Genomic DNA, 14,099 nt, shown 5'->3' on the forward strand with positions numbered 1-14,099 from the left:
ATCACGGCGCGAACAGGGGACCGGACGCGGTGTCGGCGCCCAGGTCCGCCCACCACCGGCGTTGGCCGGGAGTGGCGACACCGGTCACGGACACCTCGATGCCGCCGTCGCGCAGCACCTTCAGCGCACTCGTGAGCGTCGCCGCCACCACGGTGGTCGGCGGCGTGATCGGTGCCAGCCGTACGCCCCGGACCGGCAGGCCCAGCACCACGGGCAGGTCGGCCGGTGCGGCGGTGAACCCGTCGATCTCCACGCCGATCCCGTTCTCCGCCAGCAGTCGCACGTTGTCGGCGGCCTCCTCGCGGTCGCCGAACACCGCCGACGCGGGCATGGCCAACCACAGCGAGGACGGCGGCAGGCCGCTGCGCGTGACGGTCCCGAGCACCGAACCGAGCAGTTCCTGGTCGGTCGCCTCGCTCGCGGTCAGGCACACGCGCACCGGCAGGTCGCGGTCGAGTTCGGTCCGCCACGCCACGGCCTGCGCGCACGCCTGGCCCAGCAACCAGGTGCCCAGCGGCACGGCCAGGCCGATGTCCTCGGCCAGCGCCAGGCACTGCTCGTGCGGCACCGCGCCGATCTTGGGGTGGTCCCAGCGCAACCGGGCCTCCATGGCCGCGGTCGACTCGTCGGCGAGCGAGACCACCGGGCGGTAGCGGGCGCTGAGTTCGTCGTCGTGCCAGGCCGCCGTCATCGTCGCGGCCAACCCGAACTCGCGCCGCTCGCGGGCGTCCTGCGCCGGATCGGCCAGTTCCCACTGGCGGCGGCCGTTGTGCTTGGCCCGCCGCAGGGTCAGGTCCGCGGAGTCGAGCAGGTCCAGCGGCGAGGCGTCGGCGGGCGGCCGGTGCACGACGCCGATCGTCGCGGACGTGGCGACGCTCTCGCCGAACGCGTCCATCGGCTCGGCCAGCCGGTCGTTGATCAACCGGACCATGGTCACCACGTCCGGTGTGGACGGCGAGTTCTCCACCAGCACCGCGAACTCGTCGTAGCCGAACCGGGCGACCATCGCCTTCTCGTCGGCCACGACCTCCTGCAACCGGTTCGCGACCGTGCGCAGGAGCAGGTCGCCGAAGTGCCGACCGAGCCCGCCGGTCACCCGCGAGAACCCGTCGAGGTCCAGGTGGTACACGCTGATCCCGGTCGTCGGGTCGCACGTGCGCAACGCGCGTTCGAGCCGGCTGGTGAAGTACTGCCGGTTCGGCAGCCGGGTGAGCACGTCGTGCAGGGCCTGGTGGTTGAGCTGGCCCTGCAACAGGTTCACGTCGGTGTCGTCCTCGGCCATCACGATCACGTGCGTGCTGCCGTCGGGCCGGCGCAACGGCGACAGGGTGAGCGTGACCCACGCGACCTCGTCGTCGGCGCGCAACAACCGGCGCGGCTGCGTGATCGACGTGGTGCCGCCGCGTTCGAGTTGGGCGTAGTCGTCGCGCACGCCCACGCGTTCGGCCGGGTGCACGAGGTCGAACAGTGTGAGGCGGGCGAGTTCGGCGGCGCCGCGGTCGACGATGCGGGCCAGCGCACCGTTGGTGCGCAACAACTTCCCGGCCAGGTCGGTGGTCGCGATGCCGGTCGACGAGTAGCCCTCGACCGCGTCGAACCGGGACTCGCTGAGCTGGAGTTCGAGCTGTGCCTGGCGCATCGCCCGGTACAGCGAGCGGCCGAGCTGCTCCTGCTGTTCCATGGTGGTGCGCCGGATCTGCTCGACGTAGCCCGCGGTGAGCGCGGCGACCACCTCGACGACCCGGTCCTGGTGGCCGTCGGAGCGGCGCAGCGACCCCATGCCCAGCATGCCCTTGCCGATCACCTCGATGCTGCACTGCAACGCCTCGGGCGTGGTGCAGTTGAGGTCGACCAGCGCCGTGCCGACCTCGATGCCGATGTGCCGGGCGGCCCCTTCGCTGTACATGCCCGAGCACAGCCGTTCGACCAGACCGAGCAGGCGGCGTTCCAGCTCGGTCTGGCTCAGCGGTACGAACGTGCGGGTGCTGAGCAGGTAGGCCGACTTCTTCGCGAGCTTGGCCCGCTCGCGCAGTGCCTCGGAATCGCCGGGCAGCGATGCGGTCATGTCGTCGGTCCCGGTGGTTTTCGCGCCACGCCGACCCGGATCTGCATGTTGTCGTCGGGGTTGTCGGCGATCGAGCCGACGCCGTCCGGTCGCCACAGCCCGAAGCCGGTGACGCCGGGCTCGACGATGTCGAACCCGGCGAACAGTTCGGTCACCTCGTCGTGCGTGCGGTAGACGAGGTTGTCGCGCGAACGCGCGTCGCGCACCGCCTCGGCGGTTCTTCGCATCGTCTCGGGCCGTTCGTCGTCGGTGGCGTGGGAGATCACCAGGTAGCTGTCGGGCACGAGCCGCTCCCGGTAGCGGGCCATCATGGCGAGCACGTCGTGGTCGCGTGGGACGAAGTGGACCACCAGCAGCAGCAGCAGCCCGATGGGTCGGTCGAAGTCGAGCAGGCCGGTGACCTCGGGCCGGGCGAGCAGGTCGTCCGGTTCGCGCAGGTCGGCCTGCACGGCGGCGGTCCGCTCGTTGCCGTGCAGGATCAGCTTGCTCTGCGCGATGGCGACCGGGTCCTTGTCCACGTAGACGACCCGGCACTCCGGGTCGAGCCGCTGCACGATCTCGTGCACGTTGCCCACGGTCGGGATGCCCGAGCCGATGTCGAGGAACTGACGCACCCCGCTGTCGACGAGGTGGGTCACCGCCCGGCGCAGGAACGCCCGGTTGAGCCGCACGAGCTGCTTGATGGTCGGCATCACCTTGATGATCTGCTCGGCCATCGCCCGGTCGGCCGCCAGGTTGTGCGCGCCGCCGAGCATGTAGTCGTAGGTGCGGGCGACGCTGGGCACGTTGGGGTCGGTCCCGTCGGGCAGCCAATCCGGGTAGTAGCTCATGCGCGCTCCGTCCGCGGGTCGAGCCGGAATTCGCCGACGACGTGGGGTGATCGCGTTGGGCCACGTGATTCGGCGTCTTCCGCTGATGGTGAAACGGCGAACGCGAACATCCAACCGCTTGGTGAACACTAGCACCAGCGTATGGGGGAACTTAACCCGAATGCGCGATCCCCTTCGGGTCGAACAGCCCACTAGAGTGCTCGTCTCGAATGTCCGTCCGAGGCGAGGAGCGGCGTCGTGAACGCAGGCTCGAAATCCCTCCGACATCCGGCCGAACGCGAGGTTCCCACTGCTCCCGGGCGACTGCCGGTCATCGGCCACGGCATCGCCATGTTGCGCGGGAAGCTCGCCTTCACCGCAGGTCTGGCCGCTCATGGCGACATCGTCCGGGTCCACCTGGGCACACTGCCGGTGTACTTCGTGACCAGTGCCGAATTGATCGACCAGGTGCTGGCGACCGAGACCGACAAGTTCGACAAGGGCGCACTCGGCGACAAACTCCGGGACGTCTTCGGAAACGGCCTGGTCAGCACGAACGGCGATTTCTACCGGCGGCAACGTCGGATGATCCAACCCGCGTTCCATCGGCGCCCGATCGGTCGCTACACCGCGATGATGGCCGAATCGGCCGCCGAACTGGCCGATTCCTGGCGGTCCGGGCAGGTCGTCGACGTCGAACGGGCCATGCAGGACCTCGCGTTGGTGATCGCGGGCCGCTCGCTGTTCTCGCTGGATTTCGCGCGCGAGGTCCGCGACGTGATCCGGGACGAGATGCCGGTCATGCTGCGGTTGGGCGTGGTCCGCGCGATCACGTCCACGCCGCTGCTCGAACGGCTGCCGATCCCGGCCAACCGCAGGTTCGACCGGGCGATCGCCCGCGTGCACGCGGTGGTCGACCGCGTCGCCGCGTCGGCCCGGGAGGACCGCGACGACCTGTTGAGCGCCCTGGTGCGCGCACGCGACGAGAACGGCGAACCCATGTCGCGCGAACAGGTGCGCGACGAGGTCGTCACGCTGCTCGTCGGTGGCAGTGAGACCACTGGGAACACCCTCGCCTGGCTGTTCCACGAGTTGGCCGCCCACCCGGACGTGCTCGACCGGGTCACGGCCGAGGTCGAGGAGGTCGTGGGCACGCGGCCGGTGGCGTTCGAGGACCTCAACGCGCTGCCGTACACCCGGCGGGTCGTCTCGGAGGTGCTGCGCCGGTACCCGCTGTGGTTCATGCTCCGGCGGACCAACACGACCGTGAGCCTGGGCGGGGTGGAGTTCCCGCCCGGCACCGAGATCGGGTTCAGCACCCACGCCGTGCACCACGACCCGCGCTACCACCGCGACCCGGACGTGTTCGACCCCGATCGCTGGCTGCCCGAGCGGGTGGGCGCCCTGCCCCGGGGCGCCTACGTGCCGTTCGCGGCCGGTTTACACCACTGCCCCGGACACTTCTTCGCGATGGCCGAACTCATGGTCGTCGCCGCGACCGTCCTGTCCCGTCGGCGGCTCGTGCCCGTGCCGGGCCGGCCGCCCCGTCCCCGGGTCACCGGTCTGATCTACCCCGGTCCGCTGCCGATGACAGTCCACTGAGGATGGTCCGGTCGCCGGGCCGTCCGTGATCACCGAAAGGGAGCTGTTCCCCCTTGCGTTTCCCACTCGCCGCCGGCATCGCGGCGCTGCTCGTCGCGTCCACGTTGACGTCCGCCACGGCCGCGCAGGCAGCCACCTGCCGTGACGTCGACGCCCGCGTGAACGTGCTCGCCACGACCCACGTCGTCCACGGCACGCTCTGCACCCCCGAGGGCGGCTCGGGCACGGTGCAGGTGCTGATCCCCGGCGCGACCTACAACAGCACGTACTGGGACTTTCCGGACGGCACCCACTCGTTCCGGACCGCGCAGAACGCGGCCGGCTTCGCCACGTTCACCCTCGACCGGCTCGGCACCGGGGGCAGCAGTCGGCCGCTGTCGGTGCTGCTGACCTCGTTCGTCCAGGCCGACGCCGTGCACCAGGTGATCGACGGCCTGCGCGCCGGCGCGTACGGTCCGAGCTTCTCCCGCGTGGTCGTCGGCGGGCACTCGCTCGGCGCGGCGATCGGCGTGCTGGTCGCCGCCACCTACCCCGACTCGGTGGACGGTGTGCTGGTCACCGGGATCACCCACCGGATCAACACGGTCGGCTTCGCCCTGGCGTTCGCCAACTTCGTCCCCGCCAACCTCGACCCGAAGTTCGGCCTGCTGTACCCGGTCGGCTACCTGACCACGGCGCCCGGCACGCGGTACGCGAGCTTCACCGCCCCGGCCGTGCGCATCCCGACCGTGCAGACGATCGAGGAGTCGACCAAGGACGTGTTCTCGCCGACCGAGGCCGCCGACGCGCTCGGCTTCGGCATGCTCCTGCCCTACAGCCTCCAGATCACCGCGCCGGTGCTGGTCGTGGTCGGCGGCCAGGACTCGTGCCTGTGCGGCCTGCTCGCCACGGACTGCTCGTCGTCGGCGGGGCTGCGGGCGTCCGAAGCCCCGTACTACAACGCGGACCTGGAGACCTTGATCGTGCCCGGCGCCGGGCACTCGCTCAACCTCGCGTCGAGCGTGGGCGAGTACCACGCGACCGTGTCGTCGTGGGTGACGCGCAAGGTCGTCGGCTGAGCGCGTAGGGCCGCGGATGTCGTGAAGTGCCCGGCCGGGACGTCCCGGCCGGGCACTTCACGTGTACGGGGTTGGGGTTCGTCCGGTTCGGGGCACTACGCAGAGGCGCCGTCCACCGACCCGGACGGCGGTACGCGCGTGGCGGTCCGGCTGGGCACACTCGGACAGGACGGCGCGCTTCCCCCGACGCCGCGACGGAGGGGGATCATCATGACCACGAGCAGGTGGACCGCGGCACTCGCCGCCGTCCGACGCGGCTGGCCGGTGCTGCCGCTGCGGCCCTACCGCAAGGTGCCGGCCGTGCGGGACTGGGACCGGACGGCGACCCTCGACCCCGCGCGCGTGCGCGAGTGGTGGGCGTACAGCCCGTTCAACGTCGGGATCTCCTGTCGTGGCGCGGGCCTGCTGGTCGTCGACCTCGACCCGCCCGACGGGCGCACGACGTTCACGCGGCTCGGCGAGATCGAACCTACCTACACGGTCCGCACGCCCTCCGGCGGCGAGCACCGGTACTTCCTGGCGCCGCCGGGCGTGGAGTTGCGCAACACGGCAGGACGTCTGGGACCCGGCGTCGACACCAGGGCGGCCGGCGGGTTCGTCACCGCGGCCGGTTCGGTGTTGCGCACCGCGACCGGTTTCCGGGCGTACGAAACGGTTCTCGACCTGCCCGTGGCACCGGCGCCGGAGTGGCTGGTGTCGGCCCTGTCGCCGACGCCCGCGCCGACCCGGATCGTCGTGCCGGTCCAACGCCCGTCGCCGCGGCGGATCGCGGCCTACCGGGCGGCGGTGGTGGAGGGCGAGGTGGACCGCGTCCGCACCGCCCGGCCGGGAACCCGGGCGCATGTCCTGTTCACGGCCGCGTGCCGGTTGGGCGAGCTGGTCGGCGCCGGGTGGCTGGACGAATCGACCGCGACGGCCCTGCTGCTGGCGGCGTGCGCCGACCACGAGGGCGTCGACGGCTGGACCCCCAGGGAGGCCGCGCACCACGTCGGCAACGGCATCGCGACCGGTCGCCGGAGTCCGCGCGCCCTGGGGTGACCGCCCACGCCGTACCGATCACGCTCCCGGGGAGCGGGTCGGTCCGCCGGCAGGCGGTCGTTGCCCTGGGGTGGTTGCCCTGGGGTGGTTGCCCTGGGGTCGTGCACTGGGGGGGCGCGTGTGTGCGATGACACCGTGCGCCGGGAGGTCGACGGTCACCCGAACCTACGCCGGTGGCCGATCACCGTCCCGTCCGGACGGCCGGTGGAAAGTCGTTGCGGTCTCGAAAGGGTGGAACCGGAACGTCCTCTGTGGATAGATGTCGGGGGGTGTATTCCAGGGGGTTTTACCAGGGTTCGCAACGGATTTCCTTCCTCACATGGAGCCCGGTCGGCGGGTGTCGGTCGGACTCGACAGGAAGAGGCAGGACGATGTCGGACATTTCCCCGGCTGCGGGTTTCCCGGCCACGCCGCAACGCGGGACCACCTCGCCGCGCTGCACTACGCGCGGGCGAATGGGACCGGGTGGCGGTGGTGGTGGGCCGGGCGTGGACGGGCGGCGTCGGCTGCGCGACCACCTCGACGCGTCGTGACCGTCAGTGGATGTCGCCCAGCAGCGCCTCGGTGGCCTTGATCGCGGTGAGCTGGTGGGGCTGGAGTTCCTGCTGGCCCATGTTGTCGAACCCGAACGGGTCCGGGTAGGGCTTCTCGACGGCGGCCAGCACCTCGATCAGCGCCAACGCGCAGAACGGGACGTAGGCCGCCGCGTACCCGCCTTCGTGCGCGCACACCACGCGTCCGTCGCACAGCTCGTCGGCCGCCTTGACCACCTGCCGGGCGATCTCGCGGTAGCCGCGCGGCGTGAGCATCATGCGTGCCAACGGGTCCTGGGCGTTCGCGTCGAACCCGGCGGCGACCATGACCAGGTCGGGCTTGTGCCGCCGCAACGCGGGCACGACGACGCGGCGCACGGCCTCCAGGTACCCGCCGACCCCGGTGCCGGGCGGCAGGGGGAGGTTGAGGTTGTAGCCGAACCCCTTGCCGGCGCCGCGTTCGGTGACGAAGCCGGAGTTGGGCGGGAACACGCGGTCCTGGTGCAGGGAGATCGTGAGGACGTCGGGGTCCTCCCAGAAGGCGGCCTGGGTGCCGTTGCCGTGGTGCACGTCGATGTCCACGACCGCGACCCGGCCGACGCGGCGCCGGCGCCGTGCGACCTGGACGGCGACCGCGATGTTGGCCAGCAGGCAGAACCCCATGCCCGAGGCGGCCACGGCGTGGTGGCCGGGCGGGCGTACCAGCGCGTAGGCGTTGCGCACCCGGCGGTCGAGCACGGCCTCGACCGAGCGGATCACGCCGCCGACCGCGAGGCGCGCGATGTCGAACGAGCCGCGCCCGAACGGCGTGCCCCCGTCGCCGCCGTCGCCGCCGGTGTCGTTGGCCTGGGCGAGTCTGCGGAGGTGTTCGGGAGTGTGGACGAGGAGCAGTTCCTCGTCGGTGGCGGGCCGGGGCTGGAGCCGGGTGAGCTTGTCGACCAACCCGGAGACCACGACCAGTTCGTGCACCCGGCGCTTGGCGTCGGGGTTCTCGTAGTGCCGGTACGGTTCGAGCCCGCGCCGGGAGTCCGCGGGCAGCAACGACGCGTGCGTTCCCGTGTCGTGCCAGCCGTACAGCTCGTGGTACACGTAGCCGGTCGCCATGGGCCACGATCCTCGCGGCCCGGCCGGTGCGGTGGTCAAGCCCGGCCCACCGTTCGGTGGTCGGCTGAACGGGAAAGCCCTGTGCCCCAACGGATCGCCGCTCCGGGCAGTCGGCCCAACCGGTTCGGTCGGTTGCAGCCTGTCACGGCGGCGGTCACACCCCGTACGGTCGGGTGCGGATTCCGGCGTTCGCGGATCGGGGGAGGGCCCGTGTTCGGTGGTCGCAAGGTGGCGCTCGCGGTGTTGATCGCGTTGTCGGTGAGTCCGACGGCGCAGGCCGAACAGCCGGGCGTGGTGGACATGGTGGCGTTGTCCGAGACCAACGCCCTCCTTCAGGCGTCGGTCCCCGACAGCGGGGCCTTGGGCGTCTTCTTCGATGAGCGGATCGGCCGGTTCACGGTCGTCCTGCCGCCGGGGGTGTCGACGTTCGTCGCCGCCGACGGCACGAGGCCCGTCGTCAGGCGCACCGCGACGACCCGGGCGGCGCTCGACACGGTCGACCGCCGGATCACGGAGTTGGTGACCCGGGACAAGGCGCTCGGCTACGAGGTCGGCTCGGCGTACGACCTCCTGCGCGACACGTTGGTGATCCAGTCGAACGCACCCGTCGAGGCGTTGACCGCGTTGACGGCCGGCCTGCCGGTCAAGGCCGAGGTCCGCCGGTCGACCGAGCGGCTGCGCAAGTCCCGGCAGTACGACCCGGCGCCGCACCGGGGCGGTGCCGCCATCTCGACCGCGGCGGGCAACTGCACCAGCGCGTTCACCGTCGTGTCGCCGGACGGCGACCGCTACCTGGTCACCGCCGGGCACTGCGGCCAGTTCCCCGGGAGGCCGATCGGCGAGCCGGTGTGGAACACGGGCAGCGGCGAACACCTGGGCTACTTCTACAACTGGTTCTATCCCGACCGGGACGTCGCCCTGATCGCCAACTTCGACCCGGGCGTGTTCGGGCACCACATCTACGTCGGCGGTGCCGAGGGGACGCAGAAGCCGGTGCGCGCCGCGACCGACCCGGTGCCGGGTTCGTCGAAGTACTGCCACAGCGGCAAGAACTCGTTCGAGCAGTGCGGCCAACGCGTCGTCTCGCTCGAGGGCACCCTCACCTCGCCCGAGGGTACGACCCGTTCGCTGATCGCCTACGACAAGGGCGTGAGCCTGCGGTCGGGCGACTCCGGCGCACCGTTCTACTGGCACACCGACGACGGCCACGCGGTGGTCGTCAGCGGGATGTCCATCGGTGGCAAGTCGGACGGGACGAGCTACGCGGAGAAGTGGAGCCTCATCGCCCAGAGCCAGGGCGTGCAGATCCTGAAGGCCCCTTGAGAAGTCCCTATGCTGGGGAGAAGAACCCGAGCGCAGGGAGCACCCAGGCAATGACCACGCCCGAAAACCACGACCCGAACGTGATCGACGCGGAGATCGTCGAGCAACCCGCCTTCACGCCCGACTACACGACCGACGGCGTGCCGAACTTCGACTACGTCCGCGACCGCATCGAGCAACGCTCGGCGACGGCCCAGGGCTCCGTCGAACTGGCCGGCATCGGCAACCCGGAGGCCCGGTCGTTGGACGAGCAGCGGGAGGAGCGGGACAAGGCGGCGCGCGCGAAGCTCGACGAGATCCGCCGTTCGCTGGGTCAGGGCTGAGCGTCCCAGGCGGAGTCGGCCAGCCGCTGCACCTGGGCGAGGAGTTCGGGAGGTTCGACGTCCAGGTCCAGCGCGTACGTCGTGATCGTGACCGGTGAGTTCAGCACGTGGTGCGTCCGCGCCAACTCGGCCGTGCCTGCGTAGACGAGCCAGGTGTGGGCGACCTCGAGCGCGGTGGCATAGGCGAGTGCCTGGTAGTGGTCCGCATTGGGGTAGCGACCGGTCCCGGTCGCGAGCTTGTACTTGGCATCGACGACGATCCGGGGAATCTCGTCGACCAGGTGCACCACGTCGGGTGCCATGGCGATGCCGCGTTCGGCGTCGAGCAACGTCGGGGGCTTGGGCCGGGTGCGGCCGGGGCGGGACCGCCACGCCTCGGTCAGCGCGACCGTCACGAAGTCCTCGCATACGGACGAGTCCCCGTCCTGCTCGATCTCGAATTCCGCGTCCAGCACCGCGCCTGTGTCGTCCGTTGCCAGCACCTAGTAATCATCGCCTGATCGTGTGACGACGTCACGACCGGGTATGGCTGCCGTGACATGCTTCGAGACGTCAGACCGGAGGAGGACCCGTGTACAACGTCGTCGACGGCACAACGGCCGTCGGTGAAGCGACCACGACACTCGTGGACCCCTGCACCGGCGAGGCGTTCGGCACCGCTCCACTGTCCACAGTGGACGAAGTGGACGCCGCCTACCGTTCAGCCGTGGAAGCCTTCGAGACCTGGCGCGACACCACCCCCAAGGAGCGGCAGACCGCACTCCTGCGCTGCGCCGACGAGCTGGAACGCCGAGCCGAGGAGTTCCTCGAAGCCGAATGCCGCAACACCGGCAAACCCCTCGCCGTCACCAGGACCGAAGAGGTCCTGGCGGCGGTCGACGTCCTGCGCTTCTTCGCCGGCGCCGCCCGCCTGCTGCCCGGCATCGCCGCCACCGAGTACCTCCCCGGCCATACCTCGTACGTGCGCCGCGAACCCGTGGGCGTCGTGGGCCAGGTCGTGCCCTGGAACTACCCGCTGCTCATGGCCGTCTGGAAGATCGCCCCCGCCGTGGCCGCGGGCAACACGCTCGTCCTCAAACCCGCCGAGACCACGCCCGTCACGGCCGCCCTGTTCGGCTCGCTGGCCGCCGAGTTCCTGCCGCCGGGCGTGGTCAACGTCGTCTGCGGCGACCGGGACACCGGTCGGGCCGTCGTCGCCCACCCCGCCGCCGCGTCGGTCTCGATCACGGGCTCCACCAGGGCCGGGATCGAGGTGGCGCGCACGGCCGCCGAGCGCGTCGCCCGGACCCACCTCGAACTCGGCGGCAACGCGCCCGTGCTCGTCTTCGCCGACGCCGATCTCGACGCCGCCGCGACGGACATCGCCGCCGCCGGCTTCTTCAACGCCGGTCAGGACTGCACGGCCGCGTCCCGGATCCTGGTCGAGAGCCGCGTGTACGAGGAGTTCGCCGCGCGCCTGGTCGACCGTGCCCACAAGACCCGCACGGGACCGCCTTCCGACCCGGCGGCCGACTATGGTCCGCTCAACAACGCGGACCAGTTCGCGCGGGTCCGCGCTTTGATCGGCGGGCTTCCCGATCACGCCCACGTGGCCGTCGGCGGCGAGGTGGTGAGGGAGCGGGGCTACTTCATCGCGCCGACCGTCGTCACGGGTGTGCGCCAGGACGATCCGGTGGTGCGGCAGGAGAACTTCGCACCGCTGCTGACCGTGCAGCCGTTCACCGACGAGGCCGACGCGCTGCGCAAGGCGTGCGACGTCGACCACGGCCTGGCCGCGAGTGTGTGGACCACCGACCACGGCCGGGCCCTGCGACTGGCGTCCCGCATCGACGCCGGCACGGTCTGGATCAACACGCACCTCGTGCTCGCCGGCGAACTGCCGCACGGCGGGTTCAAGCGGTCCGGCTTCGGCAAAGACCTCTCGCAGTACGCGCTCGAGGAGTACACAAGGGTCAAGCACGTCATGCACCGGCACTGACCGCAGGGGAAGGGCGCATGGGCTACGAGGACGTCGAATCGGAACTGCGCCGCCACCCGAAGGTGAGCCAGTGCGCCGTCACGAAGATCCGGACCGGCCACCGCAAGGACACGCTGGTCGCCTACGTCGTGACCACCGGCCGTGTGCACCCGTCCGAGATCAAGGCGTTCCTGTCCGGCGCACGTGTGCGCCCCTCACGCGTGCCCCAATCCGTCATCCCGGTCGACTCCCTGCCCCGCACGCGGGAGGGGGCGGTCGACCGCGACGGACTGCCGCTCCCGGTCGTGCCCGCCCGGTCCAGGGGCACCAAGGGCCCGTCGGACGAACCCGTGTCGGTGGCCTTCCCGGCGTTGACCCTGGTCTTCGGGGTGGCCGCGTTCGTGCTGACGGACCGGTTCTGGCCGGGCTCCACCGACCTGTCCCTGGTGCCCCAGCCGTGGGCCGGGCTGTTCACCGGCCTGTACGTGGCCGAGAGCCTGGCGTTCGGCCTGGGCATCGCCGTGCTGTTCCTGGGCCGCGAACGGTTGTCGGATCCACACCGGCCGGGGCTGACCACGGCCGCCCACCTGTCGGTGGTCTGGCTGCTGGCGGCGTGGTGGCCGCAGGACAACTTCTACCGGCTGGCGGCGAAGAACGACTGGGCGACCCAGGCCGTCCTGGTCTACGGGTTCAACGTGTCCCTGATGATCGCCGCCGCCATCGTGGTCCTCTTCGTGACGCGGGAGTGAGGTCCGCGAACATCGCGCCGAGGTCCGCGTTGGCCGCGCGGACGGCCGCCTCGGTGTCGTCGAGTTCGCGCCGGGTGCGCCCGGAGATCGCCACCCCGAGGTAGGGCGCCGGGTCGAACGCGGCCGTGGGGATGGTGACGACCACGTTGCCCGGGAACCTCGCGACGTGGTCCCGCAGCGCGGCCGGGGGGAGCCGCGCCCCCAACGGCATCCAGTCCACGGTCCGTACGAGGGGCCGTCGGTCGAGGACGTCCCGGAGGTTGAACGCCGCGGCGGGTCCGGTGAGGCGGATGTTGATCTCGACCGGCGCCAACCGGCCGTCCCGGGCGGTCACGAAGTCGACGTCGTACCAGCCCCGGTACCCCTCGGCGGCCAACACCCGCCCGACGTCGAGGCCGAACGCGGTGGCCGCGGCGACCAGGTGGTCGGGCAGCAGACCGGGACCGACCGTGACGCCGCGGTAGCCCGTCCCCACGACCTCCATCACCCCTACGCCCACCGGGTGGACCCGCCCGTCGGCGTCGACGACCGCGTCGAACGTGGGGTTGTCGACGGCGTCGACGTATTCCTCCACGAGACTGCCCGCCCAGCGCCGCAGACCCCCGGTGCCGGCCGACACGACCAGGGTGCCGGACCCGCCGACCCCGTACTCGCGCTTGAGCACGACCCGGCCGCCGGCGGCCAGCTCCCGGGCCAGCGCACGACGCGACCCCATCGGCCGCTGGGCGGGGACCACGATCCCGGGTCGGGCCAACGCGCGGAACAGCTCGTGGGCGTTGCGCTTGGACTCGTAGCGCCTGACCGTCGCCAAGACCTGGGTCGACGCGAACGCGGCCGTCAGGCCCCAGGGCACCGGCCGTCCCGCCGGAGCCTCGGACAGGGCGGTCGACACCCTCAGGTTTTCCCACCCCAGCACCGTTTCGACGTGCCGGACCCACCACTCGTCGACCGGCTGGGGAAGGACGATCGCCGCGGGCCGCCGACCGCAGAACGCGACCAGGCACGAGTAGTGGTCGGGTCCCCGGGACCGTGCGCCGAACTGCCCGTTGAACTCGGCGACGTTGCCCACGCGCACCATCGGTGCGCCCGCGTTCCAGGCGGTTGACCACGCCGGTTCGGGGTACGCCACGAGCCGGCGGCCGTCCTGCCACGCGCCCATGGCCGCGTAGAACCCGACGGCGTGCGGGTCGGACTCGATCGTCACCTCGTCGAATCCGACCCGCGCGGCCTCGTCCAGCACGTGCCGGTACAGCAGACGCCCCACCCCGGAGCCGATCGCGTCCGGCTCGACGAACAGCAGACCGATGGTGCCGTGCGGCGGCTCACCGTCCACTGTGGCCACTCCGACGACCGTTCCGCCGCGCTCGGCGACCAGTGTCCGACGCGCGGTGACCTCGTCCGCCCGGAGCCTGAGCACTTCACGACAAGCGTCGAGGTGCGCCCGGTCGTAACCCCAATGGGCTTTGGAGCGCAGGATGAGGGCACTCAACGCCTCGGCCTCGTCCGGCCGCCCGGCCCTGACGGTCGTCACCGGGCCA

12 protein-coding genes are annotated in these 14,099 nt (G+C 71.4%); 7 read left to right on the forward strand and 5 right to left on the reverse strand.

The window, feature by feature from the left end:
* Window position 1: 1 nt before the first annotated feature.
* Complete coding sequence (locus F4559_RS13070; protein WP_184668744.1) at window positions 2-2,065, reverse strand: putative bifunctional diguanylate cyclase/phosphodiesterase; 2,064 nt, start codon at window positions 2,063-2,065, stop codon at window positions 2-4.
* Window positions 2,062-2,895, reverse strand: a complete 834-nt coding sequence (locus F4559_RS13075; RefSeq protein ID WP_184668746.1) for an SAM-dependent methyltransferase — start codon at window positions 2,893-2,895, stop codon at window positions 2,062-2,064. Before F4559_RS13075 ends, F4559_RS13070 begins: the two co-directional genes overlap by 4 nt.
* A 237-nt stretch (window positions 2,896-3,132) precedes the next feature.
* Between F4559_RS13075 and F4559_RS13080 the strand changes: the two genes are divergently transcribed.
* The 3 genes from F4559_RS13080 (at window position 3,133) to F4559_RS13090 (ending at window position 6,572) form a co-directional block, all read left to right on the forward strand.
* Window positions 3,133-4,476: a cytochrome P450 gene (locus F4559_RS13080; RefSeq protein ID WP_312865619.1), complete on the forward strand. Its 1,344-nt coding sequence runs from the start codon at window positions 3,133-3,135 to the stop codon at window positions 4,474-4,476.
* A 53-nt stretch (window positions 4,477-4,529) separates the two neighbouring features.
* Complete coding sequence (locus F4559_RS13085) at window positions 4,530-5,534, forward strand: alpha/beta hydrolase (RefSeq protein WP_184668748.1); 1,005 nt, start codon at window positions 4,530-4,532, stop codon at window positions 5,532-5,534.
* Window positions 5,535-5,744: 210 nt separating this feature from the next.
* Entirely contained in the window at window positions 5,745-6,572 is an 828-nt protein-coding gene (locus F4559_RS13090; protein ID WP_184668750.1) for a bifunctional DNA primase/polymerase, read from the forward strand.
* Between the two features lie 536 nt (window positions 6,573-7,108).
* On the opposite strand, the gene F4559_RS13095 is transcribed toward F4559_RS13090, so the two are convergent.
* A complete protein-coding gene (locus F4559_RS13095) occupies window positions 7,109-8,209 on the reverse strand; it encodes a histone deacetylase-like amidohydrolase (RefSeq protein ID WP_184668752.1) in 1,101 nt (366 codons plus the stop codon).
* 210 nt (window positions 8,210-8,419) lie between these two features.
* Here F4559_RS13095 and F4559_RS13100 point away from each other — a divergent pair, with 210 nt between their 5' ends.
* Together F4559_RS13100 and F4559_RS13105 are read left to right on the forward strand one after the other, a co-directional pair.
* Window positions 8,420-9,532, forward strand: a complete 1,113-nt coding sequence (locus F4559_RS13100) for a S1 family peptidase (RefSeq protein ID WP_184668754.1) — start codon at window positions 8,420-8,422, stop codon at window positions 9,530-9,532.
* A 50-nt stretch (window positions 9,533-9,582) separates the two neighbouring features.
* Complete coding sequence (locus tag F4559_RS13105; RefSeq protein WP_184668756.1) at window positions 9,583-9,855, forward strand: hypothetical protein; 273 nt, start codon at window positions 9,583-9,585, stop codon at window positions 9,853-9,855.
* Here F4559_RS13105 and F4559_RS13110 read toward each other — a convergent pair.
* Window positions 9,846-10,337, reverse strand: coding sequence for a 5-methylcytosine restriction system specificity protein McrC (locus tag F4559_RS13110; protein WP_184668758.1), 492 nt, complete (start codon window positions 10,335-10,337; stop codon window positions 9,846-9,848). The genes F4559_RS13105 and F4559_RS13110 overlap by 10 nt on opposite strands.
* An 89-nt stretch (window positions 10,338-10,426) precedes the next feature.
* Here F4559_RS13110 and F4559_RS13115 point away from each other — a divergent pair, with 89 nt between their 5' ends.
* Together F4559_RS13115 and F4559_RS13120 are read left to right on the forward strand one after the other, a co-directional pair.
* Window positions 10,427-11,833 (forward strand): aminobutyraldehyde dehydrogenase, encoded by a 1,407-nt coding sequence (locus F4559_RS13115; RefSeq protein WP_184668760.1) that lies wholly within the window; start codon window positions 10,427-10,429, stop codon window positions 11,831-11,833.
* 17 nt (window positions 11,834-11,850) lie between these two features.
* On the forward strand, window positions 11,851-12,561 hold the full coding sequence (locus tag F4559_RS13120; protein ID WP_184668762.1) for an AMP-binding enzyme: 711 nt from the start codon (window positions 11,851-11,853) through the stop codon (window positions 12,559-12,561).
* On the opposite strand, the gene F4559_RS34345 is transcribed toward F4559_RS13120, so the two are convergent.
* The gene (locus F4559_RS34345; protein WP_221447215.1) at window positions 12,503-14,092 is read right to left on the reverse strand and encodes a GNAT family N-acetyltransferase; all 1,590 of its coding nucleotides are present in this window, start codon (window positions 14,090-14,092) and stop codon (window positions 12,503-12,505) included. The genes F4559_RS13120 and F4559_RS34345 overlap by 59 nt on opposite strands.
* Window positions 14,093-14,099 lie beyond the last annotated feature (7 nt).

This window comes from Saccharothrix violaceirubra (genome assembly GCF_014203755.1).
In the GTDB taxonomy this organism is placed as follows: domain Bacteria; phylum Actinomycetota; class Actinomycetes; order Mycobacteriales; family Pseudonocardiaceae; genus Actinosynnema; species Actinosynnema violaceirubrum.